We start from the raw sequence: 25,693 nt of genomic DNA on the forward strand, positions 1-25,693 counted from the left end.
TCGGGGGCGGGATACGCAAGGAGTGTGGCGTTTTGCCCCCACGTAGGGCGCCGGGTGGGACGTGCGTGACCCCGGTCACGTTGGCCGGGCAAATCGGACACCATCTTTGTGCACGCGTTCACAAAGGCATAGCCTGCTGTCGACGGGGCGGTCTGGGGACGTATGACCGCCTGCAGCCCCGCTCTACCCGCAGGAGCACCGTGGCAACTGGCCGAACACACCGACCGGCGACCCGTAGCCGAGGGATTCCCGAGGCCACCGTCGCCCGCCTTCCGCTGTACCTCCGAGCCCTGACCGCACTGTCGGAGCGCTCGGTGCCCACGGTCTCCTCCGAGGAGCTGGCCGCGGCGGCGGGGGTCAACTCCGCCAAGCTGCGCAAGGACTTCTCTTACCTGGGTTCTTACGGAACGCGCGGTGTCGGCTACGACGTGGAGTATCTCGTCTACCAGATCTCCCGCGAACTCGGCCTGACCCAGGACTGGCCGGTTGTCATCGTCGGTATCGGCAACCTCGGCGCCGCCCTGGCCAACTACGGCGGGTTCGCCTCCCGTGGCTTCCGGGTGGCCGCGCTGATCGACGCCGATCCGGCGATGGCCGGGAAGCCGGTCGCGGGCATCCCCGTGCAGCACACCGACGAGCTCGAGAAGATCATCAAGGATAACGGGGTCTCCATCGGCGTCATCGCCACCCCGGCCGGCGCCGCCCAGCAGGTCTGCGACCGGCTCGTGGCCGCGGGTGTGACCTCCATCCTGAACTTCGCGCCGACCGTCCTGTCCGTCCCGGACGGCGTCGACGTGCGCAAGGTCGACCTCTCCATCGAGCTGCAGATCCTCGCCTTCCACGAGCAGCGCAAGGCCGGCGAGGAGACCGCCGCCGGCGACGGCGCGCAGCCCGCGGCCCGTACCCGCGGCGACTCCGCCGACCAGGGACCCGACGGGGACGTGCCCGCCGTGATGCCGGCATGAGCCTCCTCGTCGTCGGACTGAGCCACCGCAGTGCCCCGGTCAGCGTGCTGGAGCGGGCCGCGCTGAGCGTGGACGCCCAGGCCAAGCTGGTCCAGGACACGGTCGCCGCCGAGCCGGCCACCGAGGCCGCGGTGCTCGCCACCTGCAACCGCATCGAGCTGTACGCCGACGTGGACAAGTTCCACGCCGGTGTCGCCGAGCTGTCCACGCTGCTCGCCCAGCACAGCGGCGTGGGCCTCGAGGAGCTGACTCCCTACCTCTACGTGCACTACGAGGACCGGGCCGTCCACCACCTGTTCTCGGTGGCCTGCGGCCTGGACTCGATGGTCGTCGGCGAGGGGCAGATCCTCGGCCAGATAAAGGACTCCCTGGCCCGTGCCCAGGAGCTGCACACCGCGGGCAAGCTGCTGAACGACCTGTTCCAGCAGGCGCTGCGGGTCGGCAAGCGCGCCCACTCCGAGACCGGCATCGACCGCGCCGGCCAGTCCCTGGTCACGTTCGGCCTGGAGCAGCTGGCCGCGGGCGGCGACGTGCAGGGCTGGGCCGCGGGCCGCAGGGCGCTGGTCATCGGCGCCGGCTCGATGTCCTCGCTGGCCGCCGCCACGCTCGCGCGTGCCGGGGTCGCCGAGGTGGTCGTGGCCAACCGCACCTTCGAGCGGGCCGAGCGGCTCGCGCGGATCCTGACCGAGGGCGACGACACGGACGTGGCCGCCCGCGCGGTACCGATGGACGCGGTGCCGGGCGAGCTGACACGTGCCGACGTCGTGGTCTCCTGCACGGGGGCCACGGGCCTGGTGCTCACCGCGGAAGCGGTCGCGCAGGCGGTCGAGGACCGCACCGGCCGGCCGGCCGAGGACGAGGGCGACGACACCGGCACCGGCGGCACCGCCGTGGCCGCGCTGCCGCCGACCAGCCTCGGCGCCGAGGAGAACTGCCCGCTCGACCTGGCCGCCGTGCAGGGTTCCACCGGCTTCTCCGTGGCCGGTGAGGCCGCCGTGGCCGGGATGGACGCGGCCACCCTGGAGCAGCACGCCGCCTGGGTGGACAACGGCACCCTGGACCGGCGCGCCCGGCGCGGTCCCGAGGCCGACGCCGAGCTGATCACCGCGCTCGCCGCGACCGTCGCCACGGTCGGCCGGATCCCCGAGCGCCGGCGGCCCGAGCCGGTTGCCGGCATCCCGCGTCCGGCGCCCGCCCTGTTCCTCCTCGACCTCGCCATGCCCCGTGACATCGACGCGGCCGCCCACCGGCTGGCCGGGGTGCGCCTGGTGGACATCGAGTCGCTGGCGGAGGCGTCCGCGGACGCCCCGATGGCGGCCGACGTGGACCAGGTCAGGCGTATCGTCTCCGACGAGGTCGCGGCCTTCGGCGCGGCGCAGCGGGCGGCGCACATCACGCCGACCGTGGTCGCCCTGCGCACCATGGCCGCCGACGTCGTCGCCGGTGAGATCGCGCGGCTCGACGGCCGCCTGCCCGACCTGGACGAACGCCAGCGCGGCGAGATCCGGCAGGCCGTGCACCGGGTCGTCGACAAGCTGCTGCACGCGCCGACCGTACGGGTCAAGCAGCTCGCGGCCGAGCCCGGCGGCGCCGGGTACGCGGACGCGTTGCGCACCCTGTTCGACCTCGATCCCGAGACGGTGGCCGCCGTCTCCCGGGCCGGGGACAGCACAGACAAGAAGGACCGACCGGCATGACTGAGAAGGCACTGAGACTGGGGACGAGGCGGAGCAGACTCGCCATGGCCCAGTCCGGGCAGGTGGCGGAGGCCGTGAGCCGGGTGACCGGCCGGCCCGTCGAGCTGGTCGAGATCACCACGTACGGCGACGTCTCCCGTGAGGCGCTCGCGCAGATCGGCGGCACGGGCGTGTTCGTCACGGCGCTGCGTGACGCGCTGCTGCGGGGCGAGGTGGACTTCGCGGTTCATTCGCTCAAGGACCTGCCGACCACGCAGCCCGAGGACCTGGCCCTGGCCGCCGTCCCGGTGCGCGAGGACCCGCGGGACGTGATCGTCGCCCGGGACGCGCTGAAGTTCACCGACCTGCCGCGCGGCGCCCGCATAGGCACGGGCGCGCCGCGCCGCATGGCCCAGCTCAACGCGTACGCGCGTGCCCACGGGCTGGACATCACGACGGTGCCGATCCGCGGCAACGTCGACACGCGTATCCGGTACGTCCGTGACGGTGAGCTGGACGCGGTCGTCCTGGCCGCCGCCGGACTGAACCGGATGGGCCGGATCGAGGAGGTCACCGACTTCCTGTCGGTCGACACGGTTCTGCCCGCCCCCGGCCAGGGGGCCCTGGCGATCGAGTGCACCGCGGACAACGCGGGCCTCGTCGCCGCGCTCGCCGAGCTCGACGACCCGTTCACCCGGGCCGCCGTGACCGCCGAGCGGTCACTGCTCGCCGCCCTGGAAGCCGGCTGCAGCGCCCCCGTGGGCGCGCTGGCCGACCTCCTGGCCGACGGGCAGTCTGTCAAGGAAATGCGCCTGCGCGGCGTCGTCGGCACGACCGACGGTTCCCGCACGGTGCAGCTGTCCACCACCGGTCCCGTGCCCCACACGCACGAGCAGGCGCTGGCACTCGGTCGCGACCTCGCCACCGAGATGCTCGCCCAGGGCGCGGCCGGTCTGATGGGGGAGCGAGCACAGTGAGCCCCACCGCCTTTCCCGCCGGTCCGGAACACGGGCACGTCACCTTCCTCGGTGCCGGACCCGGGGATCCGGGACTGCTGACTCTGCGCGCCGTGGAGGCGCTGTCGAGCGCTGACGTCCTGGTCGCCGAGCACGATGTGCTCGACGTGATCCAGACGCACGCCCGGCAGGGCGTCTCCGTGGTACGGACGGATGCCGACGCCTCCTCGGTCTCGCCACCGGGCACGGGCGCGCCGCAGCTCACGGTCGTTGACGGCACGTCAACAGCCGCTGCGGTCCCGTCTCCTGCCCGGGATGCCGCTCATCTTGTCATGGAGGCCGCGCGGGGCGGCAGGCGGGTCGTCCGTGCGGTGCCCGGGGACCCGGGACTTGATACGTACGCGGCCGAGGAAATGCTCGCCTGCGCCGCCGCCGGTGTGCCCTTCGAGGTGGTACCGGGTGTGGCGGCCGCGGTCGGTGTGCCGGCGTACGCCGGTGTGCCGCTGCGGGACGCGCACGGCGCGGACGTCCGGTTCGTGGACGCCCGTACCGCCTCCGGCCGCTGCTGGACGGAGGTCGGCGCCTCGGACGGCACGGTGGTCGTGTCCACGACGCTGGACTCGGTCGCGGCCGCGGCCGGGGAGCTGGTGTCGGCGGGCCGCAAGCCGGACACCCCGCTGAGTGTCACGGTCGCCGGTACGACGACCCGGCAGCGCACCTGGACGGCGACGCTCGGCACGATCGCGCAGACGCTGAAGCAGGCGAAGGTGCTGCCGTCGCCGGACGGCGGCCGGCCGGTGATAGCCGTGGTCGGTGAGCGGTCCGCCGCCGCCCAGCGCGACCAGTTGTCGTGGTTCGAGTCCAAGCCGCTGTTCGGCTGGAAGGTGCTCGTGCCGCGGACGAAGGAGCAGGCGGCGTCGCTCTCCGACCAGCTGCGGTCCTACGGTGCCGTGCCGCACGAGGTCCCGACGATCGCCGTGGAGCCGCCGCGCACGCCCCAGCAGATGGAGCGTGCCGTCAAGGGCCTGGTGACCGGCCGCTACGAGTGGATCGCGTTCACCTCGGTCAACGCGGTGAAGGCGGTCCGGGAGAAGTTCGAGGAGTACGGCCTCGACGCTCGGGCCTTCGCGGGCATCAAGGTGGCCGCGGTGGGCGAGCAGACCGCGAAGGCGCTCGTCGCGTTCGGTGTGAAGCCGGACCTGGTGCCGAGCGGCGAGCAGTCGGCCGCGGGCCTGCTGGAGGACTGGCCGCCCTACGACCCGGTGTTCGACCCGATCGACCGCGTCTTCCTGCCGCGTGCCGACATCGCCACGGAGACCCTGGTCGCCGGTCTGATCGAGCTGGGCTGGGAGGTCGACGACGTCACGGCCTACCGGACCGTGCGGGCGTCGCCGCCGCCGGCGGACACCCGTGAGGCCATCAAGGGCGGCGGTTTCGACGCGGTGCTGTTCACGTCGTCGTCGACCGTCCGGAACCTGGTGGGTATCGCGGGCAAGCCGCACAACGTGACGGTGATCGCCTGTATCGGCCCGGCGACGGCCAAGACGGCCGAGGAGCACGGGCTGCGGGTCGACGTGATGGCTCCGGAGCCGTCGGTGCACAAGCTGGCCGAGGCGCTGGCGGACTTCGGTCTGAAGCGCCGGGCGGCCGCGCTGGAGGCGGGGGACCCCGTCACCCGGCCGAGCGAGCGGCGGCCGGGGGCGCGCAGGCGCCGGTCGACGACCTGAGCGCCGGGCGGCCGTGAGGCCATGAGGCGATGAGGGCGGGACGTGCCGTGACGGCGCGTCCCGCCCTTCGCCGTACGCCTCCGGGCGCCTCCCGGGGCGGGTTGTGTGCATGCCATGATCGGGCGCATGAGCGAGTACGCCGTGTACGCGGAGATCGTCTACTGGCGGCGGAGCCTGTGGAACGGGGCGCGCTGCGTGCCCCTGGTGCTGAGCCTGTCCCCCGGGGAGTTGCGGGCCGAGGACCGGGACGGGCAGGTCGTCGTCCAGAGCGATCCCCGGGAGGTCGAGGGCCGCCTCACCCGGCTCGGGACCCTGCTGATCACCGTCCGCGGGGAGCGGTACGCCCTGGTCGGGCGGGGCGGTGGCCTGTCGCCGGCGCCGAGTCCCGGGCAACGGGCCGCGGTGAGCGCCTTCGGGGCGTCGCCGCCGGCGGCCGGGGGAGCGGTGGACCAGGTGTTCAACGCCGGTGCGGGGGCGCGGATGCGCGCCTGGCACACCCGGCTGGGCGGGGCCGGCGCCCGGCTGTGGTGAGCCGTCCCGCGGTGGCCGTGCGCCGACGCCGCGTCGGCAAAGGTGCCTCCGGGGCGGGCGTAGCGTAGAAGGCATGACGAAGTACGGATCCTTTCCCGGTACGCGTCCCCGGCGGCTGCGGACCTCGCCCGTCATGCGGCGGATGGTCGCCGAGACGCGACTGTCCCCCGCCGACTTCATCCTTCCGGCGTTCGTCCGTGAAGGCGTCAGCGAGCCGGTGCCGATCGCGGCCATGCCCGGTGTCGTCCAGCACACCCGGGACAGCCTGAAGAAGGCGGCCCTCGAGGCGGTCGAGGCCGGGGTCTCCGGGATCATGCTGTTCGGCGTGCCGGAGGAGAGCAAGAAGGACGGCCTGGGCACGGTCGGCACCGATCCGGACGGGATCCTCCAGGTGGCACTGCGCGACGTGCGGGCCGAGGTCGGCGACGACCTGCTCGTCATGTCGGACCTGTGCCTGGACGAGTTCACCGACCACGGCCACTGCGGGGTGCTGGACGCCGAGGGGCGGGTCGACAACGACGCCACCCTGGAGCGGTACGCCGAGATGGCCCAGGTGCAGGCGGACGCCGGCGCGCACGTGGTCGGCCCGAGCGGGATGATGGACGGCCAGATCGGCGTGATCCGTGACGCGCTCGACCAGATCGGCCGCGAGGACGTCGCCGTCCTGGCCTACACCGCCAAGTACTCCTCCGCGTTCTACGGGCCCTTCCGCGAGGCGGTCGGCTCCTCGCTCCAGGGCGACCGCAAGACCTACCAGCAGGACCCGGCCAACTGGCGGGAGTCCTTGCGGGAGGTGGAGCTCGACCTCGCCGAGGGCGCCGACATGGTGATGGTCAAGCCGGCCGGCCCGTACCTCGACATCGTCGCCCGGGTCGCGGACGCCGTGGACGTGCCCGTGGTCGCCTACCAGATCTCCGGCGAGTACTCGATGATCGAGGCCGCCGCCGAGAAGGGCTGGATCGACCGCGACCGCGCCATCTTCGAGACTCTGACCGGCATCAGGCGGGCCGGCGCCCGCACGGTCCTCACCTACTGGGCGACCGAGGCCGCGCAGAAGCTGCGCTGACGCCCCGGCGGTCATCCTGCCCGTCCGGATCGCGAAATGGACGGTGTAGGGGGCAGCTAGTTCCCTAGGCTGCGGGCGCAGTGGAGCTTCCGCAGTCGAAGGAGAGCCGGTCATGACCGTCACCGAACCCGCTCCGTCGCGTGCCCCCGTGCCGCCGCTCGCCGCCCGTGCCCGGGGTGTGGGCGGGTCGCCGGTGCGGGAGATCCTGGCGGTCACCGCCCGCCCCGAGGTGATCAACTTCGCGGGCGGGCTGCCCGCGCCCGAGCTGTTCGACCAGGACGGCATAGCGGCCGCGTTCCGTGAGGTGCTGGAACTGACCCCGGCGCAGGCGCTCCAGTACTCCACCACGGAGGGCGAACCGGCCCTGCGCACCGCCCTGGCCGCCCGGGTCACCGCCCAGGGTCTGCCCACCGCCCCCGACGACCTCCTCGTCACCACCGGCTCGCAGCAGGCCCTGTCCCTGCTCGCCACCGCGCTGATCGAGCCCGGCGACACCGTCCTGGTCGAAAGTCCCTGCTACCTGGCGGCACTTCAGGTCTTCGCGCTCGCCGGCGCCCGGGTGGTGTCCGTGCCGGGGGACGAGGACGGGGTCGACCCCGCCGCCCTGGAGGAGGCGGTGCTGCGCGAACGCCCGAAGCTGCTCTACCTCGTCCCCACCTTCCAGAACCCCACCGGCCGTACGATGCCCGCGCCGCGCCGGCGGGCCGTCGCCGCCGTGGCCGCCCGGCAGGGCGTGTGGATCGTCGAGGACGACCCCTACGGCGAACTCCGCTACGACGGCGAGCGCGTCCCCTGGATCGCCGCCCACCCCGGCGCCGAGGACCGCGTGGTGCTCCTCGGCTCCCTCTCCAAGGTGATGGCCCCCGGCCTGCGCCTCGGCTGGCTGCGTGCCCCCGCGGAGCTGCGCCGGGCGTGCGCCGTGGCCAAGCAGGCCGCCGACCTGCACACGCCCACCGTCAACCAGCTCGCCGCCGCCCGCTACCTGGACGTCCTCGACACCCATGTGGCCCGTGTCCGCGCCGTCTACGGCGAACGCCGTGACGCCATGCTCGCCGCACTCCCCGACGCGCTCCCCGAGGGCTCGGTGTGGACCCGCCCCGAAGGCGGCATGTTCCTGTGGGCGCGGCTCCCCGACCCGTACGACACCACCGCCCTGCTGCCCCAGGTGGTGCGGCAGGACGTCGCCTACGTCCCCGGCGCCCCCTTCTACGCCGCCGACCCCGACCGCTCCACCCTGCGCCTGTGCTTCGTCACGCAGACTCCGGACGAGATCCAGGAGGGCCTGCGCAGACTGGGCCGGGGGCTCGCCGCGCGCTGACCGCGACGGCTCAGTCCCACCAGAAGGACCAGGTCGGCTCGCCGACCAGCTCCTTCGCGTAACCACGCAGGGAGTCCGGGCCGTTCTGCAGGATGTTGTCCGCGCAGAAAGCGAAGTGCTCCGCCGCCACCGCCTCGGCCTCCGCCACGGTGGCCGGCGGGGCCGCCACCGACACGACCAGCAGGTCGAAGCCGAGCCCCACCACCCGTATGCCGAAGCGGTCCTCCCACGAGCGCAGGACCGCGCAGAGCCGGGCCACGTCGTTCTCGTAGTTCAGCGGGCCGGTCCAGCCGATCGCCGCCGGGACGTCGGCCGACCGGCGGGCCGGGACCAGCGCCAGCCGCGGCTCCTTGAACCACCGGGCCCCGTCCGTCAGCGAGTCCGCGACCGAGGCGGCCCTGGTGTCCGGGTCCGCGGTCGGCCGGCCCGCGGGCGCGAGACCGGGCCACTCGGGCCCGAACGGCGCTATCTCCGCGCCCACTTCGTCCTCCGCGTTCTCCTCCCAGTACTCCGCGAGCTGCTCCTCGGCGTCGTGGTCGCCCGGGTACGACATCCGCTCGGGCATCAGCTGCCAGTCCTCCGGGCCGCCCTGGGTCCCGCCCACGTCCAGGAGCACCGGCAGCAGCCCCGCCCGCGCGGCCGGCGCGCCCAGCGCCTTCCACGTGCCGGGCGCCGCCGCCTTCCCGGACTGCCACAGCAGGGGCTCGTGCCAGTCCCCGTCGTAGGTGGTGTCGATCAGCCTGCCGGGCGGAAGCTGGAGCCCGAGGCCACGGCCGCTGGGATCGGTGGCCAGCCTGGGCAGCGGGTTGGGAAGAGTCGCCATACCGGTGACTCTAGGTGCCCCCACTGACAACGCGGCTAGCCTGCGGCGAACTCCGCGAACTTGACCCAAGTCGCTTGCGCGAGCTTGAGAGTTGGGCTGTCCTCAGGGTGCTGCTTGGAGTCCCGGACGTGGATGACACCGGAGGTGACGGCCACTTCGAGGCACTGGCCGCCTTCGCTACCGCTGTAGGTCGACTTGAACCACTGAAGTGCTTCGGCGCTCATTGCTCTCCTAGCAGGCGGTCGAGGAGGCCCACTGAGTCCTGAGGGGTCAGGGCCTGCGTCCGCAGCATCGCATACTTGCGCGCCAGGATGGACACCTCGTCCAGGTCGGAAACCCACTGGCTGCCGCGTTGCGACTCGGTGTACGCGACGTGCTGGTGGTCCGGCGTCTCCAGGAGCGTGAACGGGCCGTCGACGCCCGCGTGGAAGGGGCTGGACAGCGGGAGGACCTGGAGCGAGACGCAGGGCAGCTCGGTCATCTCGCGTAGGAAGTCGAGCTGTTGCCTGCGTACCTCCTGGGAGCCGACGCTCAGCAGCAGCGCGGGTTCCCAGATCACGAAGCTCAGCGTCGGCGGGTGCTTTCGGTGCAGGATCTCCTGGCGGGCGAGGCGGAGCCTCAGAGTGGTCTCCAACTTCTCCTCGGGATAGGCCGGGACGCGATTCTGCAGGATCGCGCGAGCGTACGGCTCGTTCTGCAACAGACCCGGCACCACGAGGGCGTCGTACCACGACAACGCGATCGCCTCCCGCTCCTGATCCATGTACTCCTCGGCCCACAGCGGGAACTGGTCCACCTCCGGCAGGTTCGCCACCCCTGCGGCCAGCGTCCCCTTCGTGCCCAAATACTCGTCGAGCAGCTCCGCGATGTCCGGCTTGAGGGACCGGCGGCCCTGTTCGATGGAGGCGATCGTCTCCTCGTTGAGGTTGAGCGCGGCGCTCAGGCCCGACTGGCTCAGTCCCGCCGCCCTGCGTGCCGTGGCCAGCTGACGGCCGAGCATCCGCATCGCCGACTGGTTCCTCCGAGAAGTCGTCATGCCGCTGAACTCCCCACACGTGCCCGTACCCGACCCCGCCCGATCCCGTACAAACGCTTTGTACGGGATTGCGCACTGATCAAGGCTAGTCACTCTGCGCGACCTTCGTCCCGTGAATGCGCAAACCGAACTGCCCTGCCAGCGCGACCAGTTCTACGGCCGCGCTCGCCGCTCCGTCCCTGCTGCCAGGCGGTTCACGGAGTGGTCGCTGAGCTACTGGGGACTCACCGCCTGGGAGCGGTCCGCCGACGTGTCGCTGTGCGTGAGCGAGCTGGCCACGAACGCGCTGCTGCACGGGGCACCGCCCGGGCGCGGCTTCCTGGTGCGGCTGCGGTACGACGGCGACCTCGTACGGGCCGAGGTGCACGACAGCGGCCCCGGTCTCCCCCAGGTGGTGGGGGAGACCGGGGCCGCTGACGAGGAGGGCGGGCGGGGGCTGCTGCTGGTCGCGTCCCTCGCCGACAAGTGGGGCGTGGGTCGGCGCGCCCCGGGCAAACTCGTCTGGTGCGAGTTCGCCGTCAGAGCTTCTCGGGCGTGCGGATGCCCAGCAGGGCCATGCCCCGGTGCAGCGTGCGCGCGGTGACGTCGACCAGGAACAGGCGGTTCTCCACCTGCTCCGGCGACTCGGCCTTCAGGACCGGGCACTGGTCGTAGAAGGACGTCAGCAGCGTCGCGAGCTGGTACAGGTACGCGGCCAGCTTGTGCGGCTCGTAGGACTCCGCCACCTCCAGCACGGTCTCCGCGAAGCGGTCCAGGTGCAGGCCGAGCGCCCGCTCCGCCGGGGCCAGCGCCAGCTCCGGGTGGGCGGCGGGGCGGGCCTCGCCGGCCTTGCGCAGGATGGACTGGATCCGGGCGTAGGCGTACTGGAGGTACACGCTCGTGTCGCCGTTGAGCGAGACCATCTGGTCCAGGTCGAACTTGTAGTCCCGGACGGCGGAGGTCGACAGGTCGGCGTACTTGACCGCGCCGACGCCGACGTAGCGGCCGTTCTCGACGATCTCCTGCTCGGTCAGGCCCACCTTCCCGGCCTTCTCCCGGACCACCGCGGTGGCCCGCTCGACGGCCTCGTCGAGCAGGTCCTCCAGCTTGACGGTCTCGCCCTCACGGGTCTTGAAGGGCTTGCCGTCCTTGCCGAGGACCGTGCCGAAGGCGAGCTGGAACGCCTTGACGTCGTCGCCCAGCCAGCCGGCCCGGCGGGCGGTCTCGAAGACCATCTTGAAGTGCAGGGACTGGCGGGCGTCGACCACGTACACGATCGAGTTGGCCTTCAGGTTGAAGACGCGGTCGCGGATCGCGGAGAGGTCGGTGGCCGCGTAGCCGTAACCGCCGTCCGACTTCTGCACGATGAGCGGGACCGGCTTGCCGTCCGGGCCCTTGACGTCCTCGAAGAAGACGCAGAGGGCGCCCTCGGAGCGGACGGCGACGCCGGACTCCTCCAGCAGGCGGCAGGTCTCGGCCAGCATGTCGTTGTAGCCGGACTCGCCGACGATGTCGGGGTCGCGGACCTCCATGTCCAGCTTCTCGAAGACGGAGAAGAAGTAGATCTTCGACTCGTCCACGAACTTCTGCCACGTGGCGAGCGTCTTCGGCTCGCCGGCCTGGAGGTCGACCACCCGGCGCCGGGCCCTGGTCTTGAACTCCTCGTCCGAGTCGAACAGCTTGCGCGCCGCCTTGTAGAGGCGGTCGAGGTTCGACATCGCCTCCTCACCGGTGACCCGGGCCGCCTTGTGGTCCAGCTCGTGCGGGTGCTCGTCCAGGTACTGGATGAGCATGCCGAACTGGGTGCCCCAGTCGCCGATGTGGTGACGCCGGACCACCTGCTCGCCGGTGAACTCCAGGATCTGCACGACCGCGTCGCCGATGACCGCCGAGCGCAGGTGGCCGACGTGCATCTCCTTGGCCACGTTGGGCTGCGCGTAGTCGACCACCGTGGTGCCCGCGTGCTCGGCGTGCGGCACGCCGAGCCGGCCCGACTCGTCCGCGTACCGCGCGGCCAGGTTCTCGGTGATCGCCCGGTCCGCGATCGTGATGTTCAGGAAGCCGGGCCCGGAGACCTCGACGTCCGCGATCACGTCGCCCGTGGCCACCTGGGAGACGACCTGGTCCGCCAGCTCCCGCGGGTTGGCCTTCGCCTTCTTGGCGAGCGCGAGGATGCCGTTGGCCTGGAAGTCGGCCCGGTCGCTTCGTCGCAGCAGCGGGTCCGAACCGGCGGCCTCCGGCAGGGTGGCCGTGAGGGCGGAGGCGAGGTGCTGCTGGACGGAGTCGCTGAGGGACGTGACCGAGGCCATAGGTAGGGGTGCCGTTCTCCTCGTGGGGATGGATAGACCCAACCAGTATCCCATGGGGGGTAAAGCCGTTTTCTCGGTCGCGGGGCCGTCTGGGAGTATGGGAGTGCCAGAACGACTCCCCACTGCTCGAGAATCAAGAGGACGTGCCGATCGTGGCTCAGAGCACCGAGACCACCGACTGGGTCTCCCGTTTCGCGGATGAGGTCATCGAAGAGTCGGAGCGCCGTGCCCCGGGCAAACCGGTCGTCGTCGCGTCCGGTCTCTCCCCGTCGGGCCCGATCCACCTGGGCAACCTGCGCGAGGTGATGACCCCGCACCTGGTCGCCGACGAGATCCGCCGCCGCGGCCACCAGGTCCGGCACCTGATCTCCTGGGACGACTACGACCGCTACCGCAAGGTGCCGGCCGGGGTCGCGGGTGTCGACGAGTCCTGGGCCGAGCACATCGGCAAGCCGCTCACCTCGGTGCCGGCGCCGAAGGGCTCCGCGTACGGGAGCTGGGCCGAGCACTTCAAGGCCGCGATGGTCGAGTCGCTGGCCGAGCTGGGCGTGGAGTTCGACGGGATCAGCCAGACGGAGCAGTACACGTCCGGCACCTACCGCGAGCAGATCCTGCACGCCATGAAGCACCGCGGCGACATCGACGCGATCCTCGCCCAGTACCGCACGAAGAAGGCGCCGAAGAAGCAGCAGCAGAAGGCCGTCGACGAGGCCGAGCTGGAGGCCGAGGAGGGCTCGGGCGCCGCGGCCGAGGACGACGGCAGCTCCGGCGTCTCCGGGTACTTCCCGTACAAGCCGTACTGCGGCGACTGCGGCAAGGACCTGACGACGGTCACCTCGTACGACGACGACACCACCGAGCTGGCCTACACCTGCACGGCGTGCGGCTTCGGCGAGACGGTCCGGCTGAGCGAGTTCAACCGCGGCAAGCTGGTCTGGAAGGTCGACTGGCCGATGCGGTGGGCGTACGAAGGCGTGATCTTCGAGCCCTCCGGTGTCGACCACTCGTCGCCGGGCTCCTCCTTCCAGGTCGGCGGGCAGATCGTCGGCATCTTCGGCGGCGAGCAGCCCATCGGCCCGATGTACGCCTTCGTCGGCATCTCCGGGATGGCGAAGATGTCGTCCTCGCGCGGCGGTGTGCCCACCCCGGCGGACGCGCTGCAGATCATGGAGCCGCAGCTGCTGCGCTGGCTCTACGCCCGCCGCCGGCCCAACCAGTCGTTCAAGATCGCCTTCGACCAGGAGATCCAGCGGCTCTACGACGAGTGGGACAAGCTGGCGGGCAAGGTCGCCGACGGCTCCGCGCTGCCGGCCGACGTGGCGGCGTACAGCCGGGCGGTCGGTACGGCCGCCGGTGAGCTGCCGAAGACCGCGCGTCCGCTGCCCTACCGCACCCTCGCGTCCGTCGCCGACATCACCGCAGGGCACGAGGACCAGGCCCTGCGCATCCTCGGCGAGCTGGACCCGGAGCAGCCGCTGGCCTCGCTCGACGAGGTACGGCCGCGCTACGACAAGGCCGAGGCGTGGATCAACACGCACGTCCCCGCCGACCAGCGGACGATCGTGCGCGACGAGCCCGACGCCGAGCTGCTGAAGTCCCTGGACGAGGCGTCCCAGCAGTCCGTGCGCCTGCTGGCCGACGGGCTCGCCGAGCACTGGTCCCTGGACGGGCTGACCCACCTCGTGTACGGCGTGCCCAAGGTGCAGGCCGGGTTCCCGGCCGACGCCACGCCGAAGGAGCTGCCGCCGGAGATCAAGACGGCCCAGCGGACCTTCTTCGCCCTGCTGTACCACCTGCTGGTGGGCCGGGACACCGGTCCGCGGCTGCCCACGCTGCTGCTGGCGGTCGGGCAGGACCGGGTGCGCAAGCTGCTCGGGGAGTAACGGCCCGCGTCATGCGAGGAGGGGGCGCCCGGTGTCACCGGGCGCCCCCTCCTCGTACGTCACGTACGCCGTCAGGCGATGTGGTCCTCCTCCAGCTCCGCCGAGTGGCGCTGCTGGAACCGGTCCACCAGGGTCTTCAGGGCACTGGGGCTCAGCGCGGTGCCGAACGTGGCCTGGATGTTGTCACCCAGCACGCGCGGCGTCGGGTAGCTGCCGTCGATCGACTGCCGGAAGACCTGGTAGTAGGCCTCCTCGTCGGGCTCCGGCGGGCCGCCGCCCTCGCCCAGCTCCCGGGTCCGGTTCGGGCCCACCGGGATGGGGAAGCTGCCGGTCTCCTCCGGGGAGGGCTGCTGGAACCGCTCCGGCGGCTGCTCCTCGTACCAGTCCTCGTACTGCTCCTCCGGCAGGTACTGCGGGTCCGGCGGAGGCTCGTACGTGGGGTCGTAGCCGCCGTGGTAGTCGACCTCGCGCGGGGTCTGGAACCAGGGGCTCTGCTCGTCGTCCACCGGCGGCTCGGCGTACTGCCCGGCGGGGGGCGCCGCCGCCGCGCCCGCGTGCGCCCGCGTCGCCGCGGGCACGGGCTCGGCCGCCCGGGCGGGCGCGGCGCCCCGGTCCGCGGCGTGGGCGAGTTCGGGCTGCCGCTGCGCGGGGATCACCGCGGGCTCGATGCCGGCCGCGGCCAGGCCCGCCGGGGCCGTCTCGGCCAACGGGACGCCGTAGCGCGCGAGCCGCAGCGGCATCAGGGACTCCACCGGGGCCTTGCGGCGCCAGGCCCGGCCGAACCGGGCGTGCAGGCGGGCGCGGTAGACCAGCCGCTCCTGCTCCAGCTTGATCACCTGGTCGTAGGAGCGCAGCTCCCACAGCTTCATCCGGCGCCAGAGCAGGAAGGTGGGGACCGGGGAGAGCAGCCAGCGGGTGAGGCGGACGCCCTCCATGTGCTTGTCGGCCGTGATGTCCGCGATCCGGCCGATGGCGTGCCGGGCCGCCTCGACGGCGACCACGAACAGCACCGGGATCACCGCGTGCATGCCCACGCCCAGCGGGTCCGGCCAGGCGGCGGCGCCGTTGAAGGCGATCGTGGCCGCCGTCAGCAGCCAGGCCGTCTGCCGCAGGAGCGGGAAGGGGATACGGATCCAGGTCAGCAGCAGGTCAAGGGCGAGCAGAACGCAGATGCCCGCGTCGATGCCGATCGGGAAGACGTAGGCGAAGTTCCCGAAGCCCTTCTTGATCGCCAGTTCGCGGACCGCCGCGTAGGAACCGGCGAAGCCGATACCGGCGATGATCATGGCGCCGGACACGACCACGCCGATGAGAACGCGGTGCATCCGAGTCAGCTGAAGTGGCGCGGCCACTCGCACTCCCCTCCCCTTGCGTGTTGTTGCGCGCAACAGAGTGGCACACGTGTGCGGCGCACGTGTGGCCGGTCAGCTCTTCTTCGCGGCCGACTTCGAGGGGGACGCTTCGGCGGAGGCCGACTTGGACGCCGCGGCGGACGGGGACTTCGACGCCGTCTTCGACCCCTGCTTCGAGGGCGACGTGGAGGGCTTGGTGGACGAACTCCCTCCGGATCCCTGGCCGTTGGCCGCCGTGACGGCCGCCACGACCTCCTTCACGGCCTTCTGGGCCGCCTTGCTCAGGTCGTCGGAGCTCGGGGTCTTCTCACCGGCCAGACCGGCGCCGTTGTAGTCGAGCGTGACGACCACGTTCTCGACCCGGGCGACGATCGTCTGCTGCTTGAAGGCGCCTTCCTTCTTCTTCAGGTCGTAGCGCACCAGGGTCGCCTCGGTGCCCGTGCCCGCCACCGGCTGCGCCTTGGTGTTCTTGGCCCCGGACACGCTCTGCGCGTCCCCGACCTGCTGGGTGAAGTACGCGTGCGCCTGCTTGTCGGCCGCGCCGCGGTCGGCGTCCGAGTCGAAGCGCAGCAGGGAGACGTTCAGCCAGCGGAACTGGGAGCCCTTGACGCCGTTGTTGTCCAGGCTGCTCCAGGAGCAGGAGGAGCGGGTCGCCGTGTCGTCGGAGGTGCCCTCCTTGCCCGAGCTCGCGCCCTTGGGCACCAGGTCGGACAGGGTGTTCTTGGCCAGGACGTGGCAGGGCTCCGGGAGCTTGCGGTACGCGGCCGCCTGCACGGTCGGGGACGCGCTCGCCGACGGCTGCTTCGACGTGGTGCCGCTCGGGGTCTGCTGCGCGCCGGCGCCGCCCTTGTCCTGGGAGTCGCCGGAATCCGAGGAGCAGGCCGCGGTGATCAGCACCGCGGGAACGGCCGCCGCGCAGACAAGGGCACGGCGAAGGCGCTTGGCTCGCTGGTGAGGCTGGGCAAGGACGTCTCGCTGGGCTGCTCGCTGCATGGTTCCTTCACTCATGACGCTCGGTGTTCGTGCGGGTTCCTGCGGGGCCACCGTACGCGGTGAAGGAGCTGTGCGGTTTCCGTTCGCGTCCTTCGCGGGCCCGGCCGGCCGGGCGCCCCGGGGTGCTCAACCGTTGAGCGCGTCGGCCAGTTGGGAGGCCAGATCACGGGCCCTGTCCTGCATTTCCTTGCTGTCGGGGACCGTTCCGGTGGCCGTCGGCTGCTCCTCGTACTCGAGGGTGACGACGACGTTGGACGTGCGGAACACCACAGTCACGGTCCGCTGTTCGGCCGTCGAACCGGAGGTGTTCAGCTCGTCGTCCAGATACGCCTCGTCACCGAGATCGGTCAGCACGCGGGGCTGGAGATCGGCCGAGGCGGTGCCGGAGGAGGAGTCCGACGGGGTCCCGGAGCCGTCCGGGGAGGCAGGCGTCCCGCCGCTCGCGCTCGCCTTGGGCGTCGGGGTGGTCGTGGCACCCGCGGGCGAGGGGCCGGAGCCGGAAGAACCCGAAGAACCCGAAGAAGCAGAAGAAGCAGAAGAATCCGACGAGTCGGGCGATCCGGTCGGGTCGGCCGGGGTGGAGGGGCTCGGCGCCGGCAGGTCGGCGGCCGTCTCCATGCCCTGGAACAGCTTCCGCGCCTGGTCGTCGTCGCTGACCGCGTTGTCGTACGACACCACGCGTTCGAGGTCGACCGAGAGGCGGTCGACCGCCTCGCTGGACTCCACCTTCCAGTGACAGCCCACCTTGCGCTCGGTGTTGTAGGTGAGCGTGGCCTCGCCCCGGTACGCCTTGTCCCGCTGGCCGGGGTCGGTGATCTGCTTGATGCCGGGCAGCATGGCGTCGAGGGTGTCGTGGCCGACGGCGCCGCAGGGCTCGGGCAGGCTGCGGTACTTGCCGGGCTGGGCGGCCACCGTCGCGGTGCCGGCGTCGTCCGGGTTGGCGTCGTCCGTCCGGCCGCCGCTCCCGGAACCGCTCGTGCAGCCGGTCAGCAGGGCCGCGAGGAGGGCGGCGGTGCCGGTTACGTACGCCTTCCGCTGCACGGTCGGGCTCCTCTCGACGGTCTGCGCCCGTTCGGCGCTCCAGTGTCCCCGCTGGTTATTCGCTTGCCGGGGTGGGGCGTCCCCTGGAGACAATGTGTATCGCACGCACCGCCGTGGATGCCGTTCCCTTGTCCCTTTCGGTCGACTCAGGCACCACTTTTGCGTTTTGTTGCTCTTCAGCCTTTTGTCATCTTTTTGTCATTGTTCTCGGGGGAAAGAGGAAGTCATGTCGTACGTGGAGATGCCCGGCGCGAAGGTCCCGATCCGGATGTGGACCGATCCCGCGACGGTGGAGGACGTGGCCCTGCGCCAGCTCCAGAACGTGGCCACCCTGCCCTGGATCAAGGGCCTGGCCGTGATGCCGGACGTGCACTACGGGAAGGGCGCGACCGTCGGCTCGGTCATCGCGATGCGCGGAGCGGTGTGCCCGGCCGCGGTGGGCGTGGACATCGGGTGCGGCATGTCCGCGGTGCGGACGTCGCTGACGGCGAACGACCTGCCCGGTGAGCTGTCCCGGCTGCGCTCGAAGATCGAGCAGGCGATCCCGGTGGGCCGGGGGATGCACGAGGACCCGGTCGAGCCGGGCGCGTTCCACGGCCTGGCGACCGCCGGGTGGGACGACTTCTGGGGGCGGTTCGACGGCGTCGCGGAAGCGGTCAGGTTCCGTCAGGAGCGCGCCACGAAGCAGATGGGAACGCTCGGAGGCGGTAACCACTTCATCGAGGTGTGCACCGACACGGACGGTACGGTCTGGCTGATGCTGCACTCCGGGTCCCGCAACATCGGCAAGGAACTCGCCGAGCACCACATCGGCGTGGCCCAGAAGCTCCCGCACAACCAGGACCTGGTCGACCGCGACCTCGCCGTCTTCGTCTCGGACACCCCGCAGATGGCGGCCTACCGCAACGACCTGTTCTGGGCGCAGGAGTACGCCAAGCACAACCGGGCGCTCATGATGGCGCTCCTGAAGGACGTCGTCCGCAAGGAGTTCAAGAAGGCCCGGCCGACCTTCGAGCCGGAGATCTCCTGCCACCACAACTACGTGGCCGAGGAGCGCTACGAGGGCATGGACCTGCTCGTCACCCGCAAGGGCGCGATCCGGGCCGGCTCCGGCGAGTTCGGGATCATCCCGGGCTCGATGGGCACCGGCTCGTACATCGTGAAGGGCCTTGGCAACGACGCGTCCTTCAACTCCGCCTCGCACGGCGCGGGCCGGCGCATGAGCCGGAACGCGGCCAAGCGGCGCTTCTCCACGAAGGACCTGGAGGACCAGACGCGGGGCGTGGAGTGCCGCAAGGACTCCGGCGTCGTGGACGAGATCCCGGGCGCGTACAAGTCCATCGACCAGGTCATCGACCAGCAGCGGGACCTGGTGGAGGTCGTGGCCAAGCTGAAGCAGGTCGTCTGCGTGAAGGGCTGACGCTTCTGCCCGCGCCCTCTCCCGCCCGGCGGGCCGGAACCGTTCGGGCCCGCCGCGCTGTCTACCGCTGTGTCCGTCGCTGTGCCATCAACTTCTCGCTACGGGGGCCGGGTTGACGAAGCGTACGCGTGTGGCTGCCGGGACGTGGGCGGCCGTGCTCCTGCTGGCCGGGGGCAGCCTGCTCACCGGCTGCTCCGACAGCTACAACGACAAGCGGGGCAAGGGGGACGCCCCGGTGCGGGGCCGGGCCGGGGACGACACCCCGGCCGAGGTGTTCAACATGCCCGACGGCTTCGGGAACCTGGCCACCAAGTGTGTGGGGCACGGCTTCCGGGCCTATGTGACGACCAATGCCAGCGGCCCGTCCAACGTCCAGATCGTGGAGGACAAGGCGTGCGCCGGCTGACCCGGGGTCTGCTCGGGGCGGCGCTGGCCGTGCTCGTCGTATCGGGCTGCTCCGAGAAGCACTACGACGAGCGCGGCAAGGCCGACGCACCGGTGGCGGGCCGGGCCGGAGAGGACTCCCCGGCCGAGGTCTACAACTTCCCGAACGGCTTCGGGAACCTCGCCACCAAGTGCGTGGGGGACGGCAGGCGGGCGTACGCGACGACGAAGTGGGTGAGCGACGACGAGGACGATCCCGAGATCGTCCCCGCCAACGCCGTCATCGTCGACGATCCCGGCTGCCGCGGGCGCTGAGCCCGACCTGCCCGGCGTGCCGCACCGGGCGGGCCGGCGTCACAGCTCCCGGTGCACCTTGGTGTTGGACGCCTGGGCGCGCGGACGCAGGACGAGCAGGTCCACGTTGACGTGGCTGGGGCGGGTGACCGTCCAGGTGATGGTCTCGGCGACGTCGTCGGCGGTGAGCGGCTCGGCCACGCCCGCGTAGACCTTCTCGGCCTTCTCGGTGTCGCCGCCGAAGCGGGTCAGCGCGAACTCGTCGGTCTTGACCATGCCGGGCGCGATCTCGATCACCCGGACCGGCCGGCCGACGATCTCCAGCCGGAGGGTCTCGGCGAGGACGTGCTCGCCGTGCTTGGCGGCCACGTAGCCCGCGCCGCCCTCGTAGGTGCCGAGGCCCGCGGTGGAGGAGACCACCACGACGACCCCGTCGCCGCTCGCCTCCAGCTTGGGCAGCAGCGCCTGGGTGACGTTCAGCGTGCCGAGGACGTTCGTCTCGTACATCGTGCGCCAGTGGGCCGGGTCGCCCGTCGCCACGGGGTCCGCGCCGAGGGCTCCGCCGGCGTTGTTGACCAGGACGCCGATCGCCGTGAAGGCCGTCGCGAACTCGTCCACCGCCGCCCGGTCCGTCACGTCGAGCTGGTAGGCGGTCGCCGAGTGGCCGGCCGCGGTGAGCTCCTCGGCCAGGGCCTCGATGCGGTCCTTGCGGCGGGCGGTGAGGACGACGCGGTACCCGGCCGCCGCGAGCCGGCGGGCCGTCGCGGCGCCGATGCCGCTGCTCGCACCCGTGACGACGGCGATGCGGGAGGCGGCGGACGGGGCGGCGGTGGCCATGGGCTGCTCCTGGGGAGGAAGGGAGAGGCGGAGCCTCTGCGGTCGGCGCTCCTCCCAGCCTAGGCGAGGGTCAGCCGCCGTTCCTCGGCGCCCACATGATCACCGCCATGCCGGCGAGGCAGATCAGCGCCCCGGTGACGTCGTAGCGGTCGGGCCGGTAGCCGTCGGCGACCATGCCCCACAGGAGGGACCCGGCCACGAAGATCCCGCCGTAGGCGGCGAGGATGCGGCCGAAGTGGGCGTCCGGCTGGAAGGTGGCCACGAAGCCGTAGGCGCCGAGCGCGACGACCCCGCCGGTGATCCACAGCCAGCCCCGGTGTTCGCGCACGCCCTGCCACACCAGCCAGGCACCGCCGATCTCGAAGAGCGCGGCGACGACGAACAGGGCGGCGGAGCGAAGGACGGGCATGCGGGCAGCTTCGCACGCGGGGACACGGGCCCGGGGCCGGTCCCCCGTGGCGGGGGCGTCGTACGATCGCTGCTTCACGCGGACGAAGGGGAGTGCGGCATGGCCGGGAACGGTACCGGGCGGTCCCGACTGCTGGCGGAGCTGGGCGTGGTGGCCCGGCGGTACATGGCGTCGTACGCGCTGTTCAACCAGGCGGTGGCCGACCGGATCGGGCTGCACCCCACCGATCTGCAGTGCCTGAACCTGCTGACGCTGGAGGAGGGGCCGGTCACCACGGGCCGGGTCGCGGAGCTGACGGGGCTGACGACGGGGTCGGCGACCCGGCTGGTGGACCGCCTGGAGCGGGCGGGGTACGTGGTGCGGCGGCGGGACGAGGTGGACCGGCGGCGGGTGCTGGTGGTGACCGTGCCGGAGCGCATCGCCGAGTTCGGGCGGCTGTGGGACTCGCTGGCCGGTGACTGGTCGCGGATCTTCGACGACCTGGACGACGCCGAACTGGCGGTGATCGTCCGGCACATGGAGCGCACGGTCGAGTTCGGCGGGGAGCAGATCGCCCGGCTGCGGGCGCGCCCGGAGTCGTAGGGGACCCGGTCCGGACGGACGCTAGGCGACGTCGGCGGCGTCCGTGTTCTCCGCGGTCTCCTCGTCGTACCGCTCGCGGGCCGCCCGTACGTCGTCGAAGTGGGTCTCCGCCCAGTTCTTCACCGCGGTGAGCAGGCCGGCCAGGCTGCGGCCGAGCGGGGTGAGCTCGTAGTCGACCCGGACCGGGACGGACGGGGTGACCGTGCGGCTGACGATGCCGTCGCGCTCCAGGGCGCGCAGGGTCTGGGTGAGCATCTTGGGGCTGACGCCGGCGATCCTGCGGCCGATGTCGCTGTAGCGCATGGGGCCGGGGACCAGCGCGGCGACCACGAGGCCGACCCACTTGTCGCTGAGCCGGCCGAGGAGCTGGTTGGTGGGGCAGTCGCGCAGGAAGGCGTCGTAGTCGCTACGGGCCTGCTCGCGCCGCTGCGCCGCGGTCATCGTCGCCATGAACTCTCCTCCGGGGCACCTACGCACTCTCAGGTAACTACTTACCAATGGATAGTACCTCTCCTAGGGTTTGTGGTGCGGCGGGAAAGCGCCGCGGATCCCCAAAACCCTTGTTTCATAGGAGAGTTGACATGCGTGCTGCTGTGGTGACGACGTTCGGTGGACCGGAGGCCGTGGAGATCGCCGAGGTGGCGGTGCCGGAACCGGGGGCGCGACAGGTCCGGATCAAGGTGGCCGCCGGTGCGCTGAACCCGGTGGACCTGGCGCTGCGGGCCGGCCTCTTCGGCGGGACCGGCGGGGCGGTCGGACTGGGCTGGGACGTCGCCGGGACGGTGGACGCGGTGGGCGCGGACGCCGGCCCGAGGGTGGGGGACGCGGTGGTCGCGCTGGTGCCGGGGGTGACCGGCCCGCTGGGCGCGCACGCCGAGTACGTGGTCGCGGACGCGGACGCGGTGGCCGCGGCGCCCGCCTCGGTGGACGCCGTGCACGCCGGCACCCTGCCGCTGAACGGGCTGACCGCCGCGCAGGCCCTGGACCTGCTGGACCTGCCCGCGGGCTCCTCGCTGCTGGTGACCGGCGCGGCGGGCGCGGTCGGCGGTTTCGCGGTGCAGCTCGCCGCGCACCGGGGGATCGCGGTGACCGGGCACGCCCGGGCGGCCGACGAGGAGCTGGTGCGGTCGCTGGGGGCCACTTCCTTCACGGCCGGCGAGGTGGCGCCGGGGAGTGTGGACGCGGTGCTGGACGCGGCGATGCTCGGCGAGCCGGCGCTCGAGTGGGTGCGCGACGGGGGTGCGTTCGTCAGTGCCCGGCCCGGCGGGGAGCCCGCCGGGGTGCGCGGGGTGCGGACCACGGCGGTGTCGGTGCGGCCCGACGGGGCGCGGCTGGCGGAGCTGGCCGGCCTGGTGGACGCGGGGGTGCTGAGCCTCCGGGTGGCCGAGACCTACCCGCTGGCCGAGTCCGCGAAGGCGCACGCCCGGCTGGCGGAGGGCGGCGTGCGGGGGCGGCTGGTGCTGGTGCCGTAGGGGCGCCGTGGGCTGGGGGAATAGCCCGGGTGGGCGCTCGGTTCCAGGGGTATAGTTGAACCGTCAACAACCTGGAGGGTGGCCATGCAGTTCGGGATCTTCACGGTCGGCGACGTCACGCCGGACCCCACCACGGGGCGTACGCCGACCGAGCGCGAGCGGATCAAGGCCATGGTCGCCATCGCGCTCAAGGCCGAGGAGGTCGGGCTCGACGTCTTCGCCACCGGCGAGCACCACAACCCGCCGTTCGTGCCGTCGTCCCCGACCACCATGCTCGGGCACATAGCCGCGCGGACCGAGAACCTGATCCTCTCCACGTCCACCACCCTGATCACCACCAACGACCCGGTGAAGATCGCGGAGGACTACGCGATGCTCCAGCACCTGGCGGACGGCCGGGTCGACCTGATGATGGGCCGCGGCAACACCGGTCCCGTCTACCCGTGGTTCGGCCAGGACATCCGCGAGGGCATCAACCTCGCCATCGAGAACTACGCCCTGCTGCGCCGCCTGTGGCGCGAGGACGTCGTCGACTGGGAGGGCAAGTTCCGCACGCCGCTGCAGGGCTTCACCTCCACCCCGCGGCCGATGGACGGCGTACCGCCGTTCGTCTGGCACGGCTCCATCCGCTCCCCGGAGATCGCCGAGCAGGCCGCGTACTACGGTGACGGCTTCTTCCACAACCACATCTTCTGGCCCGCCGACCACACCAAGCGGATGGTCGAGTTCTACCGGAAGCGGTTCGCGCACTACGGGCACGGCACGCCCGAGCAGGCGATCGTCGGACTCGGCGGCCAGGTGTTCATGCGGAGGAACTCCCAGGACGCCGTGCGCGAGTTCCGGCCGTACTTCGACAACGCGCCGGTCTACGGGCACGGGCCCTCGCTGGAGGACTTCACCGAGCAGACCCCGCTGACCGTCGGCTCCCCGCAGCAGGTGATCGAGCGGACCCTGTCCTTCCGGGACTACGCCGGCGACTACCAGCGCCAGCTCTTCCTGATGGACCACGCCGGTCTGCCGCTGAAGACCGTGCTGGAGCAGCTCGACATGCTGGGCGAGGAGGTCGTACCGGTCCTGCGCAAGGAGTTCGCGAACGGCCGTCCGGCGAACGTGCCGGAGGCGCCCACCCACGCTTCCCTCAAGGCCGCCCAGGAGGTGACCACCGTATGAGGCTCGTCGTCGTCTCGGCGGGGCTGAGCGCCCCGTCCTCCACCCGGCTGCTGGGCGACCGGCTGGCCACGGCCGTGGACCGGCACACCCCGGTCGACACCCAGGTGATCGAACTGCGCGACCTCGCGGTCGAGATCGCGCACAACTTCACCAACGGCTTCGCCGGCAAGAACCTCGCCGCCGCCCAGGAGGCGGTGGCGGGGGCCGACGGGCTGATCGTGGTCACGCCCGTGTTCAGCGCCTCCTACAGCGGGCTGTTCAAGTCCTTCTTCGACGTCCTCGACAAGGACGCGCTGGCCGGCAAGCCGGTGCTGATCGCCGCCACCGGGGGCTCGGCCCGGCACTCGCTGGTCCTGGAGCACGCGCTGCGGCCGCTCTTCGCCTACCTGCGGGCCGTGGTCGTCCCGACCGCCGTCTACGCGGCCTCCGAGGACTGGGGCGCCGAGGGGCTGCCCGAGCGGGTCGAGCGGGCGGCGGGGGAACTGGCCGCGCTGCTGCCGTCGGTCACCCGGCCGGCGGGGGCGGCGGCGCCGGCCGCGCCGGTGGAGCCCGCGGAACCCGACGAGCCCGTCGTGGTGCCGTTCGCCGAGCGACTGGCGGCACTGGGCGCCGGGTGAGGAGAGGGCGGGCCACCCCTACGGGTTGCCCCCGTCACGGTGAGAGCCGGGTAAAAAGGGTGATGGTACGCCCGCCCGGCCCGGCCGAACCGGCACATGCCTTGGCAGACTGGGCACGTGTCCCAGACTGTGCTGCTCGCCGAAGACGACCGTGCCATCCGTCATGCCCTCGAACGTGCCCTGACGCTGGAGGGCTACGCGGTGACGGCGGTCGCCGACGGCGTGGAAGCGCTGGCGCAGGCCCACAAGACCCCGCCGGACGTCCTGGTGCTCGACGTGATGATGCCCGGCATCGACGGACTCCAGGTCTGCCGGGTGCTGCGGGCCGAGGGCGACCGCACCCCGATCCTCATGCTGACGGCCCTGGTGGAGACCGCCGACCGGATCGCCGGCCTGGACGCCGGCGCCGACGACTACGTGGTCAAGCCGTTCGACGTCGAGGAGGTCTTCGCACGCCTGCGGGCCCTGCTGCGGCGCACCTCCCCGGTGCCGGCGGCCGGCGGCGGCACGGGCACCGCAGCCGAGGCCGGCCGGGAGGCGCAGATCTCCGACCGGCAGGTGGAGGCCGCGGGCATCCGGATGGACCTCCAGGCCCGCCGGGCCTGGCGGGACCGGCGTGAGCTGGAACTGACCCGCACCGAGTTCGAGCTCCTCGAACTGCTGGTGCGCAACGCCGGGATCGTCCTCGACCACTCCACCATCTACGACCGCATCTGGGGCTACGACTTCGGCCCCGGCTCCAAGAACCTCGCCGTGTACGTCGGCTACCTGCGCCGCAAGCTCGACGAGCCCGGCGCGCCGCAGCTGATCCACACCGTGCGGGGCGTGGGCTACGTGCTGCGGGAGGACTAGC

27 protein-coding genes are annotated in these 25,693 nt (G+C 72.0%); 17 read left to right on the forward strand and 10 right to left on the reverse strand.

Annotation, left to right across the window (positions count from 1 at the left end; all coding sequences use genetic code 11):
• The first annotated feature begins 200 nt into the window (after positions 1 to 200).
• The 7 genes from B446_RS21130 to B446_RS21160 all read left to right on the forward strand — a co-directional run bounded on the left by B446_RS21130 (position 201) and on the right by B446_RS21160 (position 8,239).
• A complete protein-coding gene (locus B446_RS21130; RefSeq protein ID WP_020941474.1) occupies positions 201 to 965 on the forward strand; it encodes a redox-sensing transcriptional repressor Rex in 765 nt (254 codons plus the stop codon).
• Positions 962 to 2,662: a glutamyl-tRNA reductase gene (locus B446_RS21135; RefSeq protein ID WP_020941475.1), complete on the forward strand. Its 1,701-nt coding sequence runs from the start codon at positions 962 to 964 to the stop codon at positions 2,660 to 2,662. Before B446_RS21130 ends, B446_RS21135 begins: the two co-directional genes overlap by 4 nt.
• The gene (hemC, locus tag B446_RS21140; RefSeq protein ID WP_043476182.1) at positions 2,659 to 3,618 is read left to right on the forward strand and encodes a hydroxymethylbilane synthase; all 960 of its coding nucleotides are present in this window, start codon (positions 2,659 to 2,661) and stop codon (positions 3,616 to 3,618) included. The genes B446_RS21135 and hemC overlap by 4 nt, the downstream gene beginning before the upstream one ends.
• Positions 3,615 to 5,324, forward strand: a complete 1,710-nt coding sequence (locus B446_RS21145) for a uroporphyrinogen-III synthase (protein ID WP_020941477.1) — start codon at positions 3,615 to 3,617, stop codon at positions 5,322 to 5,324. The genes hemC and B446_RS21145 overlap by 4 nt, the downstream gene beginning before the upstream one ends.
• 126 nt (positions 5,325 to 5,450) lie before the next feature.
• A complete protein-coding gene (locus tag B446_RS21150) occupies positions 5,451 to 5,855 on the forward strand; it encodes a hypothetical protein (RefSeq protein ID WP_020941478.1) in 405 nt (134 codons plus the stop codon).
• A gap of 73 nt (positions 5,856 to 5,928) precedes the next feature.
• Positions 5,929 to 6,921, forward strand: a complete 993-nt coding sequence (gene hemB / locus B446_RS21155) for a porphobilinogen synthase (protein WP_043476184.1) — start codon at positions 5,929 to 5,931, stop codon at positions 6,919 to 6,921.
• 112 nt (positions 6,922 to 7,033) lie between these two features.
• Positions 7,034 to 8,239 carry a PLP-dependent aminotransferase family protein gene (locus tag B446_RS21160; protein WP_020941480.1) on the forward strand — a complete coding sequence of 402 codons (1,206 nt, stop codon included), beginning with the start codon at positions 7,034 to 7,036 and terminating at the stop codon, positions 8,237 to 8,239.
• A 10-nt stretch (positions 8,240 to 8,249) separates the two neighbouring features.
• On the opposite strand, the gene B446_RS21165 is transcribed toward B446_RS21160, so the two are convergent.
• Genes B446_RS21165 through B446_RS21175 form a run of 3 tightly spaced genes read right to left on the reverse strand, consistent with a single transcriptional unit; the run spans position 8,250 to position 10,098 of the window.
• Positions 8,250 to 9,062: a DUF4253 domain-containing protein gene (locus B446_RS21165; protein WP_020941481.1), complete on the reverse strand. Its 813-nt coding sequence runs from the start codon at positions 9,060 to 9,062 to the stop codon at positions 8,250 to 8,252.
• A 35-nt stretch (positions 9,063 to 9,097) separates the two neighbouring features.
• Positions 9,098 to 9,286, reverse strand: a complete 189-nt coding sequence (locus B446_RS21170) for a DUF397 domain-containing protein (protein ID WP_020941482.1) — start codon at positions 9,284 to 9,286, stop codon at positions 9,098 to 9,100.
• Positions 9,283 to 10,098, reverse strand: a complete 816-nt coding sequence (locus B446_RS21175; RefSeq protein WP_043476186.1) for a helix-turn-helix domain-containing protein — start codon at positions 10,096 to 10,098, stop codon at positions 9,283 to 9,285. The genes B446_RS21170 and B446_RS21175 overlap by 4 nt, the downstream gene beginning before the upstream one ends.
• A gap of 112 nt (positions 10,099 to 10,210) precedes the next feature.
• On the opposite strand from B446_RS21175, the gene B446_RS21180 reads away from it, so the two are divergent.
• Positions 10,211 to 10,681 (forward strand): ATP-binding protein, encoded by a 471-nt coding sequence (locus B446_RS21180; protein ID WP_020941484.1) that lies wholly within the window; start codon positions 10,211 to 10,213, stop codon positions 10,679 to 10,681.
• Here the strand turns inward: B446_RS21180 and argS are convergent.
• Positions 10,617 to 12,386 carry an arginine--tRNA ligase gene (gene argS, locus B446_RS21185; RefSeq protein WP_020941485.1) on the reverse strand — a complete coding sequence of 590 codons (1,770 nt, stop codon included), beginning with the start codon at positions 12,384 to 12,386 and terminating at the stop codon, positions 10,617 to 10,619. The two genes, B446_RS21180 and argS, sit on opposite strands and share 65 nt — an antisense overlap.
• Positions 12,387 to 12,529: 143 nt before the next feature.
• Here argS and lysS point away from each other — a divergent pair, with 143 nt between their 5' ends.
• Complete coding sequence (gene lysS / locus B446_RS21190) at positions 12,530 to 14,269, forward strand: lysine--tRNA ligase (RefSeq protein WP_020941486.1); 1,740 nt, start codon at positions 12,530 to 12,532, stop codon at positions 14,267 to 14,269.
• Positions 14,270 to 14,340: 71 nt separating this feature from the next.
• Here the strand turns inward: lysS and B446_RS21195 are convergent, their stop codons facing one another.
• The 3 genes from B446_RS21195 to B446_RS21205 form a co-directional block, all read right to left on the reverse strand.
• Positions 14,341 to 15,594 (reverse strand): DUF2637 domain-containing protein, encoded by a 1,254-nt coding sequence (locus tag B446_RS21195; protein ID WP_020941487.1) that lies wholly within the window; start codon positions 15,592 to 15,594, stop codon positions 14,341 to 14,343.
• A 99-nt stretch (positions 15,595 to 15,693) separates the two neighbouring features.
• Complete coding sequence (locus B446_RS21200; RefSeq protein ID WP_193384481.1) at positions 15,694 to 16,629, reverse strand: DUF3558 domain-containing protein; 936 nt, start codon at positions 16,627 to 16,629, stop codon at positions 15,694 to 15,696.
• A gap of 111 nt (positions 16,630 to 16,740) precedes the next feature.
• Entirely contained in the window at positions 16,741 to 17,655 is a 915-nt protein-coding gene (locus B446_RS21205; protein ID WP_020941489.1) for a hypothetical protein, read from the reverse strand.
• A 226-nt stretch (positions 17,656 to 17,881) separates the two neighbouring features.
• Between B446_RS21205 and B446_RS21210 the strand changes: the two genes are divergently transcribed.
• The 3 genes from B446_RS21210 (at position 17,882) to B446_RS21220 (ending at position 19,774) form a co-directional block, all read left to right on the forward strand.
• The gene (locus B446_RS21210; RefSeq protein WP_020941490.1) at positions 17,882 to 19,075 is read left to right on the forward strand and encodes an RtcB family protein; all 1,194 of its coding nucleotides are present in this window, start codon (positions 17,882 to 17,884) and stop codon (positions 19,073 to 19,075) included.
• A 130-nt stretch (positions 19,076 to 19,205) separates the two neighbouring features.
• Positions 19,206 to 19,481 (forward strand): hypothetical protein, encoded by a 276-nt coding sequence (locus tag B446_RS21215; protein ID WP_020941491.1) that lies wholly within the window; start codon positions 19,206 to 19,208, stop codon positions 19,479 to 19,481.
• On the forward strand, positions 19,469 to 19,774 hold the full coding sequence (locus tag B446_RS21220; RefSeq protein ID WP_020941492.1) for a hypothetical protein: 306 nt from the start codon (positions 19,469 to 19,471) through the stop codon (positions 19,772 to 19,774). Before B446_RS21215 ends, B446_RS21220 begins: the two co-directional genes overlap by 13 nt.
• A 39-nt stretch (positions 19,775 to 19,813) precedes the next feature.
• Here B446_RS21220 and B446_RS21225 read toward each other — a convergent pair whose 3' ends face one another.
• Positions 19,814 to 20,590, reverse strand: coding sequence for an SDR family NAD(P)-dependent oxidoreductase (locus B446_RS21225; protein ID WP_020941493.1), 777 nt, complete (start codon positions 20,588 to 20,590; stop codon positions 19,814 to 19,816).
• A 70-nt stretch (positions 20,591 to 20,660) separates the two neighbouring features.
• A complete protein-coding gene (locus B446_RS21230) occupies positions 20,661 to 20,999 on the reverse strand; it encodes a YnfA family protein (protein WP_020941494.1) in 339 nt (112 codons plus the stop codon).
• A 99-nt stretch (positions 21,000 to 21,098) separates the two neighbouring features.
• Between B446_RS21230 and B446_RS21235 the strand changes: the two genes are divergently transcribed.
• Positions 21,099 to 21,581: a MarR family winged helix-turn-helix transcriptional regulator gene (locus tag B446_RS21235; protein WP_020941495.1), complete on the forward strand. Its 483-nt coding sequence runs from the start codon at positions 21,099 to 21,101 to the stop codon at positions 21,579 to 21,581.
• 21 nt (positions 21,582 to 21,602) lie between these two features.
• On the opposite strand, the gene B446_RS21240 is transcribed toward B446_RS21235, so the two are convergent.
• Positions 21,603 to 22,031, reverse strand: a complete 429-nt coding sequence (locus B446_RS21240; RefSeq protein ID WP_020941496.1) for a winged helix-turn-helix transcriptional regulator — start codon at positions 22,029 to 22,031, stop codon at positions 21,603 to 21,605.
• Positions 22,032 to 22,162: 131 nt separating this feature from the next.
• Between B446_RS21240 and B446_RS21245 the strand changes: the two genes are divergently transcribed.
• The 4 genes from B446_RS21245 (at position 22,163) to B446_RS21260 (ending at position 25,692) form a co-directional block, all read left to right on the forward strand.
• The gene (locus B446_RS21245; protein ID WP_043476191.1) at positions 22,163 to 23,053 is read left to right on the forward strand and encodes an NADP-dependent oxidoreductase; all 891 of its coding nucleotides are present in this window, start codon (positions 22,163 to 22,165) and stop codon (positions 23,051 to 23,053) included.
• An 84-nt stretch (positions 23,054 to 23,137) separates the two neighbouring features.
• Complete coding sequence (locus B446_RS21250; protein ID WP_020941498.1) at positions 23,138 to 24,223, forward strand: LLM class flavin-dependent oxidoreductase; 1,086 nt, start codon at positions 23,138 to 23,140, stop codon at positions 24,221 to 24,223.
• Positions 24,220 to 24,840 (forward strand): CE1759 family FMN reductase, encoded by a 621-nt coding sequence (locus B446_RS21255; RefSeq protein ID WP_020941499.1) that lies wholly within the window; start codon positions 24,220 to 24,222, stop codon positions 24,838 to 24,840. The genes B446_RS21250 and B446_RS21255 overlap by 4 nt, the downstream gene beginning before the upstream one ends.
• Positions 24,841 to 24,957: 117 nt before the next feature.
• Complete coding sequence (locus B446_RS21260) at positions 24,958 to 25,692, forward strand: response regulator transcription factor (protein ID WP_078614769.1); 735 nt, start codon at positions 24,958 to 24,960, stop codon at positions 25,690 to 25,692.
• The last annotated feature ends 1 nt before the right edge of the window (position 25,693 follow it).

It is taken from the genome of Streptomyces collinus Tu 365, assembly GCF_000444875.1.
GTDB lineage: Bacteria > Actinomycetota > Actinomycetes > Streptomycetales > Streptomycetaceae > Streptomyces > Streptomyces collinus_A.